The 18634-nt window shown below is 70.7% G+C and carries 18 protein-coding genes and 1 tRNA gene; 13 read left to right on the top strand and 6 right to left on the bottom strand.

Annotation, left to right across the window (positions count from 1 at the left end; all coding sequences use genetic code 11):
- Positions 1-26: 26 nt before the first annotated feature.
- The gene (locus VGF64_11195; GenBank protein ID HEY1635315.1) at positions 27-1337 is read left to right on the top strand and encodes a hypothetical protein; all 1311 of its coding nucleotides are present in this window, start codon (positions 27-29) and stop codon (positions 1335-1337) included.
- On the opposite strand, the gene VGF64_11190 is transcribed toward VGF64_11195, so the two are convergent.
- The 3 genes from VGF64_11190 to VGF64_11180 are packed head-to-tail and all read right to left on the bottom strand — an operon-like array spanning position 1334 to position 4154.
- Complete coding sequence (locus VGF64_11190; GenBank protein HEY1635314.1) at positions 1334-2536, bottom strand: thiolase family protein; 1203 nt, start codon at positions 2534-2536, stop codon at positions 1334-1336. The genes VGF64_11195 and VGF64_11190 overlap by 4 nt on opposite strands.
- Complete coding sequence (locus VGF64_11185; GenBank protein HEY1635313.1) at positions 2529-2957, bottom strand: OB-fold domain-containing protein; 429 nt, start codon at positions 2955-2957, stop codon at positions 2529-2531. Before VGF64_11185 ends, VGF64_11190 begins: the two co-directional genes overlap by 8 nt.
- A 12-nt stretch (positions 2958-2969) precedes the next feature.
- The gene (locus VGF64_11180; GenBank protein HEY1635312.1) at positions 2970-4154 is read right to left on the bottom strand and encodes an amidohydrolase family protein; all 1185 of its coding nucleotides are present in this window, start codon (positions 4152-4154) and stop codon (positions 2970-2972) included.
- Positions 4155-4256: 102 nt separating this feature from the next.
- Between VGF64_11180 and VGF64_11175 the strand changes: the two genes are divergently transcribed.
- From VGF64_11175 to VGF64_11165, 3 genes are all read left to right on the top strand, one after another.
- Positions 4257-5051 carry an alpha/beta hydrolase gene (locus VGF64_11175; protein HEY1635311.1) on the top strand — a complete coding sequence of 265 codons (795 nt, stop codon included), beginning with the start codon at positions 4257-4259 and terminating at the stop codon, positions 5049-5051.
- 25 nt (positions 5052-5076) lie between these two features.
- Entirely contained in the window at positions 5077-5982 is a 906-nt protein-coding gene (locus VGF64_11170; protein HEY1635310.1) for a TIGR01777 family oxidoreductase, read from the top strand.
- Between the two features lie 103 nt (positions 5983-6085).
- Positions 6086-7300 (top strand): geranylgeranyl reductase family protein, encoded by a 1215-nt coding sequence (locus tag VGF64_11165; GenBank protein HEY1635309.1) that lies wholly within the window; start codon positions 6086-6088, stop codon positions 7298-7300.
- Between the two features lie 13 nt (positions 7301-7313).
- Here the strand turns inward: VGF64_11165 and VGF64_11160 are convergent, their stop codons facing one another.
- Positions 7314-8486, bottom strand: coding sequence for an acyl-CoA dehydrogenase family protein (locus VGF64_11160; GenBank protein HEY1635308.1), 1173 nt, complete (start codon positions 8484-8486; stop codon positions 7314-7316).
- Positions 8487-8605: 119 nt separating this feature from the next.
- Here VGF64_11160 and VGF64_11155 point away from each other — a divergent pair, with 119 nt between their 5' ends.
- Positions 8606-10228 (top strand): AMP-binding protein, encoded by a 1623-nt coding sequence (locus VGF64_11155; GenBank protein HEY1635307.1) that lies wholly within the window; start codon positions 8606-8608, stop codon positions 10226-10228.
- Entirely contained in the window at positions 10225-10950 is a 726-nt protein-coding gene (locus VGF64_11150) for a DUF169 domain-containing protein (GenBank protein ID HEY1635306.1), read from the top strand. The genes VGF64_11155 and VGF64_11150 overlap by 4 nt, the downstream gene beginning before the upstream one ends.
- A gap of 106 nt (positions 10951-11056) precedes the next feature.
- On the opposite strand, the gene VGF64_11145 is transcribed toward VGF64_11150, so the two are convergent.
- On the bottom strand, positions 11057-12142 hold the full coding sequence (locus tag VGF64_11145; GenBank protein HEY1635305.1) for an ATP-dependent DNA ligase: 1086 nt from the start codon (positions 12140-12142) through the stop codon (positions 11057-11059).
- 135 nt (positions 12143-12277) lie between these two features.
- Between VGF64_11145 and VGF64_11140 the strand changes: the two genes are divergently transcribed.
- The 7 genes from VGF64_11140 to VGF64_11110 all read left to right on the top strand — a co-directional run bounded on the left by VGF64_11140 (position 12278) and on the right by VGF64_11110 (position 18313).
- Positions 12278-13444 (top strand): MaoC family dehydratase N-terminal domain-containing protein, encoded by a 1167-nt coding sequence (locus VGF64_11140; protein HEY1635304.1) that lies wholly within the window; start codon positions 12278-12280, stop codon positions 13442-13444.
- Positions 13441-15093, top strand: a complete 1653-nt coding sequence (locus tag VGF64_11135; protein ID HEY1635303.1) for an AMP-binding protein — start codon at positions 13441-13443, stop codon at positions 15091-15093. Before VGF64_11140 ends, VGF64_11135 begins: the two co-directional genes overlap by 4 nt.
- 29 nt (positions 15094-15122) lie before the next feature.
- The gene (locus VGF64_11130) at positions 15123-15410 is read left to right on the top strand and encodes a hypothetical protein (protein HEY1635302.1); all 288 of its coding nucleotides are present in this window, start codon (positions 15123-15125) and stop codon (positions 15408-15410) included.
- Positions 15407-16315 carry a haloalkane dehalogenase gene (locus VGF64_11125; GenBank protein ID HEY1635301.1) on the top strand — a complete coding sequence of 303 codons (909 nt, stop codon included), beginning with the start codon at positions 15407-15409 and terminating at the stop codon, positions 16313-16315. Before VGF64_11130 ends, VGF64_11125 begins: the two co-directional genes overlap by 4 nt.
- 55 nt (positions 16316-16370) lie before the next feature.
- On the top strand, positions 16371-17774 hold the full coding sequence (locus tag VGF64_11120) for a wax ester/triacylglycerol synthase domain-containing protein (GenBank protein ID HEY1635300.1): 1404 nt from the start codon (positions 16371-16373) through the stop codon (positions 17772-17774).
- A gap of 81 nt (positions 17775-17855) precedes the next feature.
- Complete coding sequence (locus VGF64_11115) at positions 17856-18152, top strand: hypothetical protein (GenBank protein HEY1635299.1); 297 nt, start codon at positions 17856-17858, stop codon at positions 18150-18152.
- A gap of 88 nt (positions 18153-18240) precedes the next feature.
- Positions 18241-18313: transfer RNA gene (locus VGF64_11110), tRNA-Arg, on the top strand.
- 131 nt (positions 18314-18444) lie between these two features.
- Here the strand turns inward: VGF64_11110 and VGF64_11105 are convergent.
- Positions 18445-18634: hypothetical protein (locus VGF64_11105; protein ID HEY1635298.1), on the bottom strand; the 190-nt coding region annotated here is incomplete at its 5' end.

Genomic DNA, 18634 nt, shown 5'->3' with positions numbered 1-18634 from the left:
GGATGTCATGTTTTACCATACCGACCGTGGAGACCGTCGACCAGGAGCCGACGCGCACCGACCCGAGCCGGACCTGGTGGGACCCCGATATCCAGACCATGCCGAGGGACCAGCTCCACGAGCTGCGTGAGCAGCGTCTGCGGGACATGATCCGGCGGGTCTTCGAGCGACCGGTTCCCCTCTTCGTCCGCAAGCTGAACGAGGCCGGTGTCACGGCGCCCGAGGACATCAAGGGACTGGCCGACCTCGAGCACCTCCCCCTCACGGTGAAGCAGGACCTGCGCCAGTCCGAGGCCGAGCACCCGCCGGTCGGCGACTACCGCTTCGCCGACCTTCGCGAGTGCGTCCGCCTCGGCACGTCCACCGGGACCACCGGCACTCCGACGATCATGCTGTGGACCAGACGGGACCTCGAGGTCGAGTACGAGTGTGGCGCACGGAACTGGTGGCGCCAGGGCATCCGCCCCGGGATGATCGTGACCCACGCCCACCCCGCCTACCTCTACGGCGGCGGACCGCTGTTGTCCGGCGCCTACGAGTACTTCGGCTGCCTCAACATCTGGGTTCCCCCGCCTGACACCGACGAGCTGGCCGAGCAGGGCATGCGGATGTGGATGCAGGTGAAGCCCGACGTCCCCTACGTGGGGTTCGCCCTGGGCCGGTACTTCGAGGTCGCGGCCAAGCTGGGGCTCGATCCGATGGAGGACGTGGGACTGCGCATACCGTCGATGCCCGGCGCCGCGGACAAGGGATTCCCGCTCGCTACCGCGGGGGCCGAGTGCTTCGCCTTCCTCGGCCATCCCTGCGGCGAGCACAACGGCGCCCACCTGGCGGACGACCACACCTACGTGCAGGCCATCGATCCGGAGAACGGACGCGAGGTCCCCGACGGCGATTGGGGCAACCTGGTCGTCACCACCTTCGGTCGCGACAACTGCATGGTGCGTTACGACCTGGAGGAGGCGTGCCGCGTCGAGCGCACGCCGTGTCCCTGTGGGGAGACGAGCTCCCGGGGCTGGTGGGGCGGTCGCTTCAAGGACCTGCTGTCGAGCCAGGGACGAAAGTTCCAGGTGGGCGAGGTGCAGGCGGCGCTCGCCGCCGTGCCCGAGGTGGCCAAGCCCAGCCTGGAGTTCGTGGTCGTGCGGCCCAGGGACGCGGGTACCCCGCTCGCCGTGCGGGTCGAGGCCGGCGAGGGCCAGGGCGACGACCCGACGGTCGGACCACGGCTGGCTGCCGCGGTCAAGGAGCGGCTGGGCCTGGAAGCCACGGTCGAGGTGGTGACGCGGGGCAGCCTTCCGCGCTCGGGCTACAAAGCCACCCGGGTGGTCGACGGCTAGACGGCCGCCTTCTCCAGGATGTGCACGGCGCAGGTCGAGCCGAGCCCGATCACGTGAGCCAGGCCCACGGTGGCACCTTCGATCTGCCGGTCGCCGGCCTCTCCTCGGAGGTGAGTGACGATCTCGTAGATGTTGGCCACACCGGTGGCGGCGATGGGATGGCCCTTGGAGATCAGTCCACCCGAGACGTTCACCGGAATGCGCCCGTCGCGCCAGGGGCCGCGCGAGTCGATGAAGTCGCCTGCTCCACCCGGCTCGCACAGGCGCAGGTTGTCGTAGTGGATGAGCTCGGCGGTGGCGAAGCAGTCGTGCAGCTCGACGAGGTCGAGGTCCTGTGGGTCGACACCGGCCTGCTCGTACGCCTTGTCGGCAGCCTGGCGAGTGAGCGTGTTGACATCCGGCTGCTGCTCGCCGCCCTCGACCCACGGGTCGGTGGTCAGCACCGAGGCGGACACCTTCACCGCCCGCTTGCGCACCGCTGGATCGAGCGTCGCGAGCTTCTCGCCCGAGACGACGACTGCGGCGGCGGAGCCGTCCCCCGTCGGACAGCACATGAGGAGCGTGTTGGGGTAGGACATCATCGGCGAGGCCATGACCTCGTCGAGGCCGAAGGTCTTCTGGTACTGGGCCAGAGGGTTCAGCGAGGAGTGGGCGTGGTTCTTCTCGGCCACGCGGGCGAACTGCTCGAAACCGACCCCGTCGTGGTTGCGGGCGTACTCCATGCCCGCGTGGGCGAAGACCCCGGGCATGAAGTCGGTGCCGAGGATCCCCTCGACGCTCATCACCGCACCCGTGCGTCCTTCGCGCTCGTACGCGACCTTCTCGGGCCTGGCGGCCCGTCCTTCCGCGAGCCCGGCCTTTCCCATCTTCTCCACCCCGACCGCTAGTCCCATCTCGGCCTCGCCTGCCTTGATGGCCATGGAGACGACCCGGATGGCGCTGGCCCCAGTGGCGCAGGCATTGGTGACGTTGTAGACGGGGATGCCCGTCTGGCCGATCTGCTTCTGCAGGCGCTGGCCCACCCCACCAACGGGCTCCAGCTGGTTCCCGACGACGAGGATGTCGATGTCGGCCATGGACACCGCGGCGTCGGACAGGGCACCGACGGCGGCCTCGGAGCCGATGTCCATCAGGTCCCGATCGGGGTAGCGGCCGAACTTGACCATCGACGCACCGAGGATCCACAGGTCGTCAGGCATCGGTCCTCTTCCCTGCGGCCGCCACGGCGGGAGAGTAACCAAAGGCCACGGCCTCGGTCCCTTCGTCGTCGGTCCCGGCGACGAAGGTGGTCATTGCCACTGGCATGCCCAGCCCGACCTGTGCGGGCTCGGGCTCCACGTCGCGGATGTTCGCCTTCACGACTCCCCCACCGTCGAGCTCGATGATCGCCGCCACGTAGGGAACGGCAACCCCGGGCGCGGCGCGGTGGACGATGGTGTAGGAGCGCACGGTACCCGTGCTCTCCATCCGTCGCCGCTCGAAGCTCGTCCCGAAGCACCGCCCACATGCGTTGTGGCGCTCGAAATAGGTCGCGCCGCAGCCTCGACAGGCGGTGGCGACCAGGTAGGGCTCGCCGTCATCGAGGACGAGGTAGTCGACGACTGAGACGCGTTCGCCCACGATCGGCGTCGGCTACAGCCCGTAGAGGGCGACAGCGTTCTCGCCGGCGATCAGGTCCTGCTGCTCCTTGGTGAGACCCTCGATAGCCTCCGCGAGCTCGGCCGTCACGCCCGGGTACTTTGCGTCCGGGTGCGGGTAGTCCGAGGCCCAGATGATGCGGTCGGCCCCGCAGAGCGGCGAGTTGGCGGTGAACGCCAGGGTCGACTCGTCGGCGTCGAAGCTGATCCAGCACTGGCGCCGGAAGTAGTCGGAGGGCTTCTCCTTCAGCCACGGGACGTCCCACGAGAAGATCTCGGCGTGATGGTCGAGTCGCTCCAGCCAGGGCACCAGCCAGCCCCCGTTGGCCTCGAGGAAGATGAGCTTGAGGCCCGGGAAGCGCTCGCACACGCCGCCGGCGAGCAGGAACGCCATCGAGCTCATCATGTCGATGGGGTTGGACAGGGCCTGGGTGAAGTAGATGTTGTCGATGTTGACGTCGGCCCCGCCTTCCTCGGGGAGGGGCGCGGCCGAGGTGCCCAGGCGGTTGAAGTGCATCCCGATGCAGGCACCCGGGAGATCGGCGGCCAGGAACGGATGGAGCCCGACGGGAAGCCCGGTGTCCGAAGCTGCCTGCCAGAGTGGGTCGTAGACCGGATCGTTGAACTGCTTCCAGTCGGCGGTGGGGTTGGGACGGATGAACACGGCCACGATCCCTGGCAGCCCGGCGACCCGGCGGATCTCGGCCGCAGCCCGATCCAGGTCCTGCTGCGGCAGCACGGCGGCGGCGAAGAGCCGGCCGTCTCCGTCACCCACGTGGTCCGACACCCAGTCGTTGTAGGCGCGGCACTGGGCTGCGGCGAAGTCGGCGTCGCGGCGGCTCTGGATGCCGAGGAGAAAAGTCGGGTACAACACGGACTGGTCGATGCCGTCAGCGGACATGTCGTCCAGGCGCGCCTTGGCGTTGTAGGCGGCGGGCCGGACCTCGGTGTAGCGCAGCTCGCCCCGCTGGGCCCTACCCCGGTCCTCGTCCGACATGCCCGCCGTGCCGGCCAGGGCCAGACCGCTGGCCGGCATCCGCACGTCGTCCATGATCATCCACTCGCGGCCCTTGCCATCGGTCTCGATGTGCCAGATCCGGTCCTCGTAGCCCTTCGGGGCGTAGGCCAGCATCCCGTCCGGGTGCTCGAGCACGTGGCCGTCACTGTCGATGAAGCGCATGGAGCAACCTCCTGACGCAGATGTCAGGAGACTAACCTTCAGCCACGTCGGCGCGCCTCCGCGCTTGGCGGCTCGGCCACAACCGGTGGTAGCACGGCGACCGTGCCGCTCCTTCCGTCGGGCCTTTACGTCGACGAGCGCGGGGCCGCGCCCGAGCGCGCCGATCTCGTGGTGCTCATCCACGGGTCGATGGACCGCGGCCCGAGCTTCTCCCGCGTCGTGAGCCGTCTGAGCGACCTTTGGGTGCTTACCTACGACCGACGCGGCTACCACCGCTCGCGCCAGGCGGTCCCGCTCGCCCACACCCTCGATGAGCACGTCGATGATCTGTTCGCCGTCCTTGCCGGCCGCCACGCAGTGGCGGCGGGCCACAGCTACGGGGGAGCCATGGCTCTGACCGCCGCCTGGCGGCGGCCGGAGCAGATCCGTGCGGTGGTCGCCTACGAACCGCCCGCGCCGTGGCTGCCGTGGTGGCCCACGCGGAGCGCTGGCGGCTCAGCCGCCGGCGCCCGCGGACCGGAGGACGCGGCCGAGAGCTTCATGCGGCGCATGATCGGCGACGCCCGCTGGGAGCGCCTGCCCGAGCGCACGCGGGCCCGACGACGCGACGAGGGCCACGCGCTGATCGCCGAGATGGCGTCGATGCGCGACGGCGGTGCACCGTTCGACCCCACCGGGGTGTCGGTGCCCACCGTGATCGCCAGAGGGGAGCTGTCCCTTCCGCATCACCGTCGGGGAGTGGAGGTCCTCGCCGATCTGGTCCCCGGCGCCGAGCTGGTGGAGGTCGAGGGCGCCGGCCACGGCGCCCACCTCACCCACCCTGACGCCTTCGCCGCCATAGTGCGGCGGGCACTCGAACGGAGCGGGCTCGACAACGACGGCCGACGAGGCCGCTGAAGCGCCACGGCGCGAGCATGGCACCATGCGGGTCCTCGTCAGCGGCTCCCACGGCTTGATCGGCACTGCCCTCATCCGCACCATGCGGACGAACGGACACGAGGTCGGGCGGATCGTCCGTCAGCACGCCGGTGCCCGAACGGGCCCCGGCGACGTCAGCTGGGACATCGAGGGCGGCACGATCGACACCCCGGCCCTGGAGGGCGCCGACGCCGTCGTCCACCTGGCGGGCGCGAGCCTGGCCCGCCGCTGGTCGGCCGCCTACAAGGCCCGTCTCCGCGACGGCCGCGTCGACGGGACGACGCTGCTCGCCACCGCCGTCGCCCAGCTGAATCGACCCCCGGCGGTCATGGTGAGCGGCTCTGCCATCGGCTACTACGGCGACCGGGGCGAGGACGTGCTCACCGAGGAGAGCGAGCCGGGCACCGGGTTCCTGGCCGAGCTCGTCCAGTCCTGGGAAGCGGCGACGGCTCCGGCCGAGAAGGTCGGCGTCCGGGTCGTGCACCTGCGCTCGGGCATCGTCCAGAGCGCCGAAGGGGGCGCTCTGGCCAAGCAGCTTCCCCTCTTCAAGCTCGGCCTCGGCGGCCAGCTGGGGCCGGGCCGGCAGTACCTCAGCTGGATCTCGCTGTCCGACGAGGTCGAGGCGATCATGCACGCCCTCACGCACGACGCCGTTCGGGGCGCGCTCAACGGCACCGCCCCCCATCCGGTGACCAACGCCGAGTACACCCGGGTCCTCGGCGCCGCCGTGGGTCGTCCGACGCTCCTCCACGTCCCGACCTTCGCCCTGTCGATCGCCCTCGGTACGGAGATGGCCAGGGAGACCCTCCTCGTCAGTCAGCGGGTGCGCCCCGCCCGGCTGGAGGCGACCGGCTTCGAGTTTCGCCACCCCGAGCTGCCCGGCGCCCTGGCCGCCGCCCTCGGCCGCTGACCCACGGCCGGCGGCGGGGTTCGGGCCCCCGCTGCTCGGAGCAGGGCGGGGCTGGGGCCCCGCCCGGGACGGCGAAGCCGCCAGGAAACGTAGCCTTCGGTTGATGCTCGATGCCGATGTCGCCGTGGTGGGCGCCGGCCCCGCGGGGACGGCGGCCGCCGTCCGACTGGCCCGGGCCGGCAGGGACGTCGTCGTGCTGGACCGGGCCCGCTTCCCGCGGGACAAGTGCTGCGGCGACGGCCTGACCACGGATGCCCTGCGTCGGCTCGACCGCCTCGGGCTCGACCCCAAGGCGGTGGCGTCCTGGCAGGCGGTGGACGACATCGTGGTCCGGTCACCGTCGGGACGGGTGGCCCGGCTGCCCTTTCCCCGCGACCAGGGCACCTACGCGGCCGTGGCCCGGCGGCGCGACCTCGACGCCGCCCTGGTCGAGCTGGCCCGCGACGCCGGCGCGACCGTCCTCGAAGGGTGCGCGCTCAAAGGGGCGAGCGTGTCCGAGGACAAGGTGATCCTCGCGGCCGACGGCGTCGACCAGCTCTCGGTCCGCTATGCCATCGGCGCCGACGGCATGTGGTCCCCGCTCCGCAAGTCCCTCGGCCAGGGTGAAGAGCCCGGCTACCTGGGCGAGTGGCACGCCTTCCGGCAGTACTTCGCCAACGTCGGCCCCGGTGCGGCCGACATGTGGGTGTGGTTCGAGCCCGACCTGTTGCCCGGCTACGCCTGGTCGTTCCCACTGCCGGAAGGCCGGGCCAACGTCGGCTTCGGCCTGCCCCGACAGGCCGGGCGGCCCACGGGCGACATGGCCAGGACCTGGGCGGGCCTCGCCGACCGCCCAGCCCTTCGCGCCGTGCTGGGCCCGGCGGCCGAGCCCGAGTCGCCCCACCGGGCCTGGCCCATCCCCGCCCGGGTGACGACCAGCCCCCTCACCGCTGCAGGAGGCCGGGTCGTGTTCGCCGGGGACGCCGCCCGGGCCACCGATCCGATGACCGGCGAGGGGATCGCCCAGGCCCTGGAGACGGCGGCCCTCGCCGCGGACGCCATCCTCGCCCTCGGTGCCGGGAACCCCGCTCGGGTCGCCAGCCGGTACCGCCGGGACGTGAACAGGAATCTCGCCCTCAACCACCACCTGTCCAACGCCCTGTCACGCGTCCTCCGCCACCGCGAAGGCGCCCGCGGCGCCGTGCGGGTCGTCGGGTCCACGGACTGGACTCGTCGCAGCTTCGCCCGCTGGCTGTTCGAGGACTATCCGCGGGCGGCGCTGCTCAGCCCGTGGAGGTGGGAGCGGGGACTGCTGAGCGGCTCGGGAGCATTCCGCTGAGAAGAGCCTCCGCCTAGCTCCAGACCCTCGCGCTCCTCCGGGACTCGACCCACGTCTTGCCCGCTTCGACATCGACATCGTGGGGTAGCCCCAGTGCCCGCTCGGCGATGATGTTGCGCTGCACCTCCGACGTGCCGCCGCCGATCGTGAGCGCCGGCGCGAAGAGGTACCCGTAGGACCACTGGCCGTCGGACACCCCGAACGGTGCCGACCCCGACAGCATGCCGTGGGCCCCGGTCAGGTCCTTGGCCAGCCCCATGATCCGCTGGCCGTGCTCGTCGGCGAGCGCCTTGCGCACGGATGCTTCCGGGCCGGGCTGGTGTCCCTTCACCGCCGCCGTCACGGCGCGGAGCCTGATGAGCCGGAGCACCTCGGCCTCGATGTACAGCTCGGCCAGGCGCTGGCGCAGGCGGGGGTCGGACACACCGCCGGCCTTCCGGGCCAGCTCCAGCAGGTCCTCGGTGGTCGGACCGCGGCCCCACAGGGCGCCCTCCCCCGACAGCGACACCCGCTCGTTGCCGAGGGTCACCTTGGCCAGCGCCCACCCCTGGTTCTCGGCGCCCACGCGGTTCTCCACTGGTATGCGGACCTCGTCGAGGAACACCTCGTTGAAGAGGTGGACTCCGGTCATCTCCACGATGGGACGGATGGTGATGCCGGGGCTGTCCATGGGGCAGACGAAGTAGGAGATCCCCTGGTGCTTCGCGACGTCGGGATCCGTGCGGGCCAGGAGGATCCCGAAGCGCGACAGATGCGCCAGGGAGGTCCACACCTTCTGGCCGGAGATCACGTAGGTGTCCCCGTCCCGGACGGCCCGGGTCGACAGGTCGGCCAGATCGGATCCGGCTCCCGGCTCGCTGAACAGCTGGCACCACAGCTCCTCGCCCGCCAGCATCGGCATCAGATAGCGCTCCTGCTGCGCCTGCGTCCCGGCGTGCAACAGGGTCGGACCGGCCCAACCGATGCCAATGGGGTTGATCGGCCGGGCCACGCCGGCGCGGCGCAGCTCGTCGTCGATCACCAGCTGGGCGATGGGATCGGCGTCGAGCCCCCAGGGCCTCGGCCAGTGCGGGGCGACGTAGCCGGCCTCGGCCAGCGGCCGACCGGCGGCGTACGGGTGGTCCTCGAGCCACGACCGCACGGCGATCCGGTGCGGATGGTCCTCCCCTGGCAGGCCGAGATCCACGACCGTTCAGCGTATCGGCAGAACACCCATAAGATCCTGTGCCATGCCGGGTTGGCCGGCCCGGGAGGCCGGCCTGAGGACAGCCACCCGTACAACAGTGCAAGGCGCAGGGAGCAAGCATGCCGGGTTGGAATTACGCCGACGTGTGGGAGGTCGTGGCCGAGACCATTCCTGACGCGCCCGCGGTGGTACAGGGCGAGCGCCGCCAGTCGTGGGCCGAGACCGATCAGCGGGCCAACGGCGTGGCCCGCGCCCTGCTCGATCTCGGCGTCGACGCGCAGGACAAGGTGGCCCAGTACCTCTACAACTGCCCCGAGTACCTCGAGACGGTGTTCGGCACCTTCAAGGCGGGGCTCGTCCCGGTCAACACCAACTACCGCTACGGCGACGACGAGCTCGTCTACCTGTGGGACAACGCCGACACCGTGGCCGTCGTCTTCCACGGCACCTTCAGCGAGCGCATCGAGCGCCTTCGTCCGCGCCTCCCACGAATCAGGGGTTGGCTGTGGGTGGACGACGGGTCGGGCCCCTGTCCCGACTGGGCCGTCGACTACGGGGACGCGACCAAGTCGGCGAGCGAGCGGGTGTCTCCGCCCTGGGGGCGCAACGGCGACGATCTGTACCTGCTCTACACGGGCGGCACGACCGGCATGCCCAAGGGTGTCATGTGGCGCCAGGACGACCTGTTCGCCGCCCTCAACTCCGCCTCGCCCCTCAGGTATGCCGAGGACGCCGGCCTCGCCGGGGTGCGGGCCACCCTCCAGGGGCAGGGGCCGGTCTTCCTTCCCGCCTGCCCGCTCATGCACGGCACAGGCGCTTTCACGGCGTTCACCGGACTCAGCGTCGGCGGGTCGGTGGTGCTGCTGCCCGGCCGGGCCTTCGACCCCGAGGAGTTCCTCTCCGCCGTGGCCGTGGAACGGGTCAACAACACGTCGATCGTGGGCGACGCTTTTGCCAAGCCGATCCTCCGGGCGTTGGACGAGGCGCCGGGACGGTGGGACATCTCCAGCCTCCGCGTGGTGATCTCCTCGGGCGTGATGTGGAGTGAGCCGACCAAGCAGGGGCTGCTGCGCCATCACCCCGGCATGCTCCTCGTCGACTCGTTCGCCTCTTCCGAGGCGCTCGGCATGGGGCGATCGATCTCCGGCTCCGAGGGACGAGCAAAGACGGCGCGCTTCGAGCTCGGCAGGAACGCCCGCGTCATCGCCGAGGACGGGCGGGACGTCGTGCCGGGCTCGGGCGAGGTCGGACTCCTCGCTGTGCGCGGGCGCAACCCCGTCGGCTACTACAAGGATCCCGAGAAGTCGGCCCAGACCTTTCGCACCATCGACGGGGCGCGCTACTCGATCCCGGGCGACAATGCCACCGTCGACGCCGACGGCACGCTGCGCGTGCTCGGCCGAGGGTCGGTGTGCATCAACACTGGGGGCGAGAAGGTCTTTCCCGAGGAGGTCGAGGAGGTCGTCAAGCTCCACCCGGCGGTGCGCGACGCGATCGTGGTCGGTATTCCGGACGAGCGCTTCGGTGAGGCCATCTGCGCCGTCGTCGAGGTGGGCCCCGACGCGATACTCGAGCGCGACGACCTCGCGGCACTCGTGAAGGATCGCCTGGCGAGCTACAAGGCACCTCGCCACGTGCTCATCGTGGAGACGATCGGCCGGGCCGCCAACGGCAAGGCCGACTATGGGCGCCTGCGGACGATGGCCGCAGCCATCCACGGAGACGAGACACCGACACCATGAACGGAGCTCTTATGTGGACCACACTCGCTGATGCACTGCAGTCCAGCCTCCATCCCAGCGCGCCACCGATCGCCATCACCTTCTCGACCGAGCCGCCAGCCGGCGTCGAGCCCTACGACGCGCCCATGCCCCCACCGACGCCAGACGGGCGCACGGGTCGAGCCCCGGCCGGCTGCGTGTTCTGGATGAAGGGGGTCGAGCGCACTTTCAGCACGGCGCCCGCCGACCACGGCAACTGCAGCGTCGGCAGCATGACCCACGGGCTGGCGACGATGGCCGAGGTGAGCGGCCGTGCCGACATCGCCGCCCTCCTCGACTCGGGCTGGATCACGGCGGACATGATCCCGAGCATCCCGGTCGTGCGGGACCGGCCAGGTGCCATCACCTACGGACCCCTCGCGGAGACGCCGGTCGACCCTGACGTGATCCTCGTCCGGCTGACGGCGAAGTCCCTGATGGTCCTCTCCGACGCTCTGCCGGGCCTCCGGATCGAGGGCAAGCCCCAGTGCCATATCGTCGCCGCGGCAAAAGAGGAGGGCGAGGTGGTCGCCAGCGTGGGCTGCATGCTGAGCCGCACCCGCACCGGGATGTCGAGCAGCGAGGTGACCTGCGCCATCCCGGCGTCGCGTCTCGCCGAGGTGGTCGAGCGGCTCAAGCTGACGGCGCAAGCCGACGCCGCCGTCGCTTCCTACGCGGCCGAGGACGCCCGTCGCTTCGACTAGGAGGCGTCGCTCGGGACTCGGCCGACCTTGTCGGCGGCCAGCCCGGTGAACCACATGCTGCCGTCAGGCCCTGGACTGGCCCGGCGAATCACCGCGCCGGTGGCTTTCACGCGCCGTGGGTGCCGAAGACCGTCGCCAGCTCCTCCGGGACGGCCGTGTCGAGCTGGCTGTAGGTGCAGCTCTCGGGGCGACGGTCGGGGCGCCACCGGCGGAAGGTCGTGGCGTGGCGGAACCGGTTCCCCTGGAGGTGGTCGTAGGCCACCTCGCACACCAGCTCGGGGCGGAGCGGCTCCCAGCTCAGATCCTTCTTGGCGTTCCAGCGGCTGCGGGCCCCCGGCTTGCGACCTTCGTCGGCACTCGCGCCCACTTCCGCCTCCGCCCATCCCTTCCAGGGGTGGCCGCTGAGGTCCTCGGTGCGATAGGGCTCGAGCTCGAGCACCAGCTGCCGGCGCCGTTCCATGGAGAAGGACGCGGTCACCCCGAGGTTGTGGAGGGTGCCCTCGTCGTCGTACAGGCCGAGGAGCAGGGACCCGATGATCCCCCCGTGCTTGTGCCACCGGAACCCGGCGACGACGCAGTCCGCGGTGCGCTCGTGCTTGACCTTCACCATCGCCCGCTTGCCTTCTCGATAGGTGTCCTCGAGCCGCTTGGCCACGATGCCGTCGAGACCGGCGCCCTCGAAGCGTGAGAACCATTGCTCGGCGAGCTCCCGGTCGGTCGTGGCCGGTGTGAGGTGGATCGGGGGTCGGACTGTCGCCAGGGCGCCCACCAGCAGCTCGCGACGCCGGCGCAGCGGAAGCGACCGCAGGTCCTCGTCGCCCAGGGCGAGCAGGTCGAAGGCCACGAACGACGCCGGCGTCTCGGCGGCCAGCCGTTGGACCCGTGACTCGGCGGGATGGATGCGCTGCTGCAAGGCGTCGAAATCGAGACCACCCGCCCCGGCGATCACGAGCTCCCCGTCCACGACGCAGCGCACAGGAAGCGACGCCCGCACGGAGTCCAGCACCTCGGGGAAGTAGCGGGTCATGGGCCGTTCGTTGCGGCTGCCCAGCTCGACCTCGTCGTCGTCGCGGAACACGATGGTGCGAAATCCGTCCCATTTGGGCTCGTACAGCGTGCCCGCCACCGTCGGCAGCTCGCGGGCCAGCTTGGCCAGCATGGGATCGACCGGGGGCATGACGGGAAGGTCCATGGCCTTACAGCCTCGCACGATCGGATCGGCGGATGGGGCCCTGATCGGGAGCGCCGGGCTCCGGCCGGGCCACCGGTGTAGGGTCGTTGCTGACATAGCCGTCAGGGATTGGCTGCGAGCATCAGGGGGTTCGGGATGACGCAGGTCGGTGACGCAGTGATGCTCGACACCAGCGACGTGGAGCGCCACGTCGGGCGACCCGTCGGCGGGGGCCAGCTCAAGGAGCCCGTCACCGTGACGGACATCCGTCGCTGGGTGCAGGGCATGCAGTACCCGAACCCGGTCCACTACGACGACGAGGTGGCGGCGGCGAGCCCATCGGGGCGCATCGCGGCCCCGCAGTCGTTCACCATCTGCTGCGACGTCGGCCACGGGGCCGGTCCCGCCATCGTGGGCAGCCTCCCGGGCAGCCACATGATCTTCGGTGGCGACGAGTGGTGGTTCGCCGGGCCCAGCATCTACCCGGGCGACCATCTGCGCATGCGGCGGCGCTTCGTCGACTACAAGGTGTCCGACACCAAGTTCGCGGGCCCGACCATGTTCAGCCGGGGCGAGACGGTCTACACGAACCAGCGAGGGGACGCGGTGGCCCGGCAGTGGTCGACGGCGGTCCGCTACCTGGCCGAGGAGGCTCGCCGGCGGGGGTTCTTCGAGCAGGCCGCGCCCCGGCCCACGTGGACGGCCGAGCGCCTCGTCGCGGTGGCCGAGCAGCGGGCGGCGTGGGTCGCCAGCCGGGCCGGATCCTCCGGTCCGGTGCTGGAGGAGGTCGAGGTGGGCCAGCGGCTCCCAACCCGGCCGATCGGTCCCCACACCCTGTCGACCTTCGCCACGGAGTGGCGGTCGTACATCTTCACCGTCTGGGGCTCCACCGTCCAGGAAGGTCCCGACCACCTCACCGAGGCCGGGTGGCTCCCCGAGATGGACCGCCAGCTGGAGGCGGCGAAGGCCGACCCGGCCCTGGGCGATGGTCTGTACAGCGGACCCTCGCGCGGACACACCGACGTCGACCACGCCCGGGTGATCGGCATGCCCCGGGCGTACGGCTACGGGGCGTCCATGGGTGCGTGGGTCCTCGACTACGTGGCCATGTGGGCGGGCGACCGGGCCCGGACCCGTCACTCCGCAGTTCAGTACCGCTTTCCCGCCTTCGAGGGCGACGTGACCTACCTCGACGGAGAGGTCACCGGCACCCGCCACGATCCCACCCTCGGGGCCGGCGTGGTGACCATCGAGGTCGTGATGACGACCCAGGACGGGGCGGTCATGGCGAAGGGTCCGGTCGAGGTCGAGATCCCGGCGTGACCACCTTCTCCGGGCCACCCCCGGAGAGCGAGGGTGGGATAGGTGCGCTGACCCTCGGGGGGTTCCTCGCCGAGGTGGTGAGCCGGCACGGCGACCGGGAGGCGTTGGCGTTCCGTCGTGGCGGGTCGGCAGAGACGACGCGGTGGACCTACGACCAGCTGGCACGAGAGGCGCGCCAGATCGGGCGGTCCCTCCTGGCCGCAGGGGTCGGGAAGGGAACGCGGGTCGGCCTCCTGATGGGCAACCGTCCCGAGTGGGTCGCCGCCGCCTACGGCGTGGCCATCGCGGGGGGCGTCCTCGTCCCGCTGAACACCTTCTACGAGCCACCCGAGCTCGAGCACGTGCTGGCGCACTCCGACACCGCCGTGCTGCTGCTCCAGGAGGGACTCGGTCGCCACGCCTACCTCGACGTGGTGCACAAGATGTGGGGCGGGGAGCCGTCCACCCGTCTCCCCCACCTGCGCCGGGTCGCGTGCCTGGAGACCGACTCATGGACTGACTTCATCGCCGGGGCCGAGACCGTAACCGAGGCACAGCTGGACGCCAGCGCGGCGAGCGTCTCGCCTTTCGACGACGCCATCGTCATCTACACCTCGGGATCGACAGCCAATCCGAAGGGTGTCCTGCACGCCCACCGGGCGCCGAGCATCCAGAGCTGGCGCTTCGTCCGCCATGTGGCGCTGGACCGCGACGACCGGGTGTGGAGCCCGTACCCGTTCTTCTGGTCAGCTGGTTTCAGCATGGTGATGGGCGCCACCCTGGCCGCGGGCGGCTGCATCGTGCTGCAGGAGCGCTTCGAGCCGGGTGAGTCGCTGGCCCTGCTCGAAGCGGAGCGGATCACGACCCCGCTCGCCTGGCCCCATCAGATCGCGGAGCTGGAGGAGCATCCGGACTGGGGGCGGCGCGACCTCTCGGCGCTGCGGCACATCGAGTCGTTCTCGGCCTGGGGTCGCCATCCGACCGTCAAGCTCGGCGACGTGTGGAGCCCCCGGGCTGGCTACGGCCTCACCGAGACCTTCACCATCCTCAGCTCGCTCCCGGCCGATACTCCGCTCGAGGCCCGTGCCGAAAGCCAGGGTGCGGTGCTCCCCGGCATGCACGTGCGCATCATCGATCCCCCCACCGGGCGACCCCAGCCGGTCGGCGAAGAGGGCGGGATCGCCGTCAAGGGCACCTGTCTCATGAAGGGCTACCTGAAGGTCGCCCCCGAAGACTCCTTCGACACCGACGGCTTCTTCCACACTGGCGACGCCGGCTTCGTCGACCAGCGGGGCCTGCTCCACTGGACCGGCCGGACCGACGATCTGATCAAGACGGCGGGAGCCAACGTCTCGCCGGTCGAGATCGAGACCATGCTCCTCGAGCTCCCCGGACTCAAGGCGGCGCTGGCCGTGGCCGTACCCCACGCCACCCTGGGCGAGATGGTGGTGCTGGCGGCGGTGGTGCACGACGGAGCGAGCGTCAGCGAGGCCGACGTGCAGGAGTTCCTGCGAGGGCGGATCGCCTCCTACAAGATCCCCCGGCGGGTCCTGTTCTTCACCGAGGCCGACCTGGTCCAGACGGGCAACGCCAAGATCAAGACGACCGCGCTGCGGTCGTTGGCCGTCGCCCGGCTGGCAGCCGAGACGGCGAGCGGTCAGCCGGCGTAGTGGGTCGGTGATCGAAGTAACCTTGGAGCGTGGCTGACGTGGACGACCGGGGACGGGGCGCCGAGGACCCAGAGGTCAGGACGGCTCTGCCACCAGCACTGGAGGAGTGGCGCCGCCGCTCGGCTACCGGCGCGATCCTGACCGGCATCGCCTTCGGCCTGCGCCAGGCGCTCGAGGAGCCTCGGGACGATCCGGCCATCGTCGTCGAGGTCCCCGGCGAGCCGCCGGGCCCACCGCAGCCCATGGAGCTCCACATGGACCCCGATCGGCCCGAGGAGACCTGGGTCATCGTGAGGCCCTGGCTGCTCGACAAGTGAGGGTCCTCCGGACCCCAGAGGAGCGTTTCGGTCAGCTGTCGGGCTTCGACTTCGAGCCGCACTACGTCGAGGTTCGCGACAGCGACGCCCTGCTCCGGATCCACTATCTCGACGAGGGGCCGAGCACGGGCGATGTGGTGCTTCTGCTGCACGGGGAGCCGTCCTGGAGCTATCTGTACCGCAAGGTGATTCCCGTCCTGGCGGCCGCGGGGTTGCGCGCCGTGGCTCCCGATCTGGTGGGCTTCGGGAGGTCCGACAAGCCGTCGGAGCGAGGCGACTACAGCTACGCGCGCCACGTCGAATGGATGCGCGCCGCACTGCTCGACCGCCTCGGCCTCACTGACATCACCATGCTCGGCCAGGACTGGGGCGGGCTGATCGGCCTCCGCCTGGTGGCCGAGCATCCCGATCGCTTCGCACGAGTGGTCGCGGCCAACACGGGCCTGCCGACCGGCGACCAGGGGTTGTCGGACGCCTTCATGGCGTGGCAGCGGTACTCCCAGGAGACGCCCGAGCTTCCGGTCGGCGCCATCGTCTCAGGGGGCTGCACCAGCACCCTGCCTCCCGACGTCGTCGCGGCCTACAACGCGCCGTTCCCGGACGAGTCCTACAAGGAGGGAGCGCGCATGTTCCCCGTGCTCGTGCCGACCCGACCGGACGATCCCGCGGCCGACGCCAACCGGCGGGCGTGGGACGTCCTCGGCCGGTGGAGCAAGCCCTTCCTCACCGCCTTCAGCGACGGCGATCCGATCACCGGTGGGGGCGACGCCATCTTTCGCCGGACCGTTCCGGGCGCCCGAGGCCAGCCACACACGACGATCGGCGGCGCTGGCCACTTCCTCCAGGAGGACCGGGGCGAGGAGCTCGGGCGAGTGGTAGCCGATTTCGTTCGGACCAGCGGCTAGTCGCGATCAGCCGTAAGCTCGGGCGACGACACGCCGGGCCAAAGGGGGGATCTGCGTGGGGGCTGAGCTGCAGTACGACGACCGGATGAGCAACGCCGACGCGCTGATGTGGGTCATCGAGAAGGATCCCCTGCTGCGCTCCACCATCACGGGGGTCGCCGTGCTGGACCGGCCGCCGGATCGTGACGTGGTCACCCAGGTGTGGGATCGAGCCAGCCGGCTGGTGCCGCGCTTGCGGCAGCGGGTGGTGAGCCATCCCTTCGCCGTGGCGCCACCCCGATGGGAGACCGACCCGGGGTTCGATCTCAGCTACCACGTCCGGTACGTGCGGTCTCCCAGCGCGGGAACAATGCGCGACGTACTGGATATCGCCCAGCCCCTCGCCATGCAGAGCTTCGATCGGGCCCGACCTCTGTGGGAGGTCGTCGTCGTCGACGGCCTCGCCGACGGTCGCTGCGCCGTGCTGCTCAAGCTGCACCACTCGATGAGCGACGGCGTCGGCTTCGTCAACATGGCCATGGCCTTCTTCGATCTCGAGCGGGACGGCTGGGAGCAGCGGGGGCCGATGCCCACCGCGCCACAGGGGTCGATCCCGTCGCTACCCCGGCGGTTCGTGGGTGGCCTGACCCACGAGATCCGTGAGGCCGAGGTAACCGCTCGGCGGGTGGCCGGCGCGGCACTCTCGACCCTCGCCACCACCGGCCGGGATCCTCTGCAGGCGTGGCGGCAGGTCAGCGCGACGGTCGGATCGATCACCCGCACGATGGCGCCGGCGGCCGAGCCCCTGAGTCCGGTCATGACGGGCCGCTCGCTGGGTCGGCATTTCGACGTCCTCGACGTGGCGATGGACGATCTCAAGACCGCCGCAAAGGCGGTCAACGGCCGCCTCAACGACGCCTTCGTGGCGGCCACGATCGGTTCTATGACCCGCTACCACGAGCGCCAGGGTGCGCATGTCGGCGCCCTCCGCATGTCAATGCCGGTGAACATCCGCCACGGCGACAGCGAGGTCGCCGGCGGGAACCAGTTCGCGCCGATCCGCTTCGCCGTCCCCCTCGACATCGCCGACGCCGGCGAGCGCATGCGGGTGGTCCACGAGCTGGTCGGCCGGGTCCGCGCCGAGCCGGCACTCGGCCTCACCGCTCCCATCGCCGGTGTGCTCTACCGACTGGGGACCAGCATCTCGACCGCCGCCTTCCAGTCGATGATGCGCGGCGTCGACTTCGTGGCGAGCAATGTTCCCGGCGTTCCCATTCCGGTCTACTTCGCCGGCTCTCGGATCGAGGGCATGTACCCGTTCGGGCCCAACGCCGGCGCCGCCGTCAACTTCTCCCTGTTCAGCTGCGCCGACCAGGCCAACATCGGGGTGGCCATGGACCCGGCGGCGATCACCGACCCGGACGACCTCATGGAAGGCCTGCGCGAGAGCTTCGCCGAGGTGCGCGCCGTCGGCCGATAGGCCGGGCAGCTGGCGCTGGGCGGCCAGCCGGGGACGAAACTGCTTGACAGGCCGATGGCCGCGAGACGCAAGCTGTACCCCGTGACTGAGCGTTCGAATGCGATCCCGTGTGCGCTTTCCGAACCCGAGGGTGACCAGCGCGCCGAAGCCTGGCTGGCCCTGAGACCGCTGGTACACAGCCGGGCCCGCACCGCTGAGGGCTTCAGGGTGGTGTTCGACCTCCAGGCGCGCGAGCGCGTGGAGCAGCTCGCCGCCGCTGAACGGTCCTGCTGCGGATGGGCGACATGGTCCGTTCAGGCTCACCCCGAGCACACCGTCCTCGACGTCACCGGACCGAGGGCACCGGTCGAGGCGCTGGCCGCCGCCTTCGGCATCTGACGCCGACCGGGCGGCGCGTGACCTTCCAGTACACAGAGCTCCCGGCGGGCTGCAGTTATCATCTGTACGGCATCCCGCGCCGAGTCAAGCCCCTGTAGCTCAGTGGATAGAGCGGCTGCCTTCTAAGCAGCGGGTCGCAGGTTCGAATCCTGCCGGGGGCGCTGGGAAAATCCTCGTCAGCGGTTGTTTCGCGTGTCACACGGTTGACCGTTCGTGACCCTGGATGACCCCTCGACACTCACAGTTCGCGCCGTATTGGCGCCATGAACCGTAAGCGGGGCCCCGGGGGCGGTCAGCCGCCGGTGCCGGGGAGCGCGCGGCGCAGGCCGTCGCGTCCCGCCGTGGTTCTCCCTGTGAAGGTCGTCGCTGCGCGCGCCGCCCATTCCGCCTCGCCGATCGCGCCCGGCTCGGCCGGGAGGTAATGGGTGAGGATGAGCTCGTTGACGCGTGCACGCTTGGCCACGCCTCCGACTTCCGTGACA

The organism is Acidimicrobiales bacterium, assembly GCA_036491125.1.
GTDB lineage: Bacteria > Actinomycetota > Acidimicrobiia > Acidimicrobiales > AC-9 > AC-9.
The sequence above is the reverse complement of the archived record's forward strand: the minus strand, read 5'-3'. Positions and strand labels throughout refer to the sequence as shown.

What these genes read in the sequence shown, in the direction of transcription:
- VGF64_11165 (HEY1635309.1), top strand. Translation starts at nt 6,086, where the DNA reads ATGCTCGATGCCGATGTCGCCGTGGTGGGCGCCGGCCCCGCGGGGACG.
- VGF64_11150 (HEY1635306.1), top strand. Translation starts at nt 10,225, where the DNA reads ATGAACGGAGCTCTTATGTGGACCACACTCGCTGATGCACTGCAGTCC.
- VGF64_11140 (HEY1635304.1), top strand. Translation starts at nt 12,278, where the DNA reads ATGACGCAGGTCGGTGACGCAGTGATGCTCGACACCAGCGACGTGGAG.
- VGF64_11190 (HEY1635314.1), bottom strand. Translation starts at nt 2,536, where the DNA reads ATGCCTGACGACCTGTGGATCCTCGGTGCGTCGATGGTCAAGTTCGGC.
- VGF64_11180 (HEY1635312.1), bottom strand. Translation starts at nt 4,154, where the DNA reads ATGCGCTTCATCGACAGTGACGGCCACGTGCTCGAGCACCCGGACGGG.
- VGF64_11145 (HEY1635305.1), bottom strand. Translation starts at nt 12,142, where the DNA reads ATGGACCTTCCCGTCATGCCCCCGGTCGATCCCATGCTGGCCAAGCTG.
- VGF64_11155 (HEY1635307.1), top strand. Translation starts at nt 8,606, where the DNA reads ATGCCGGGTTGGAATTACGCCGACGTGTGGGAGGTCGTGGCCGAGACC.
- VGF64_11170 (HEY1635310.1), top strand. Translation starts at nt 5,077, where the DNA reads ATGCGGGTCCTCGTCAGCGGCTCCCACGGCTTGATCGGCACTGCCCTC.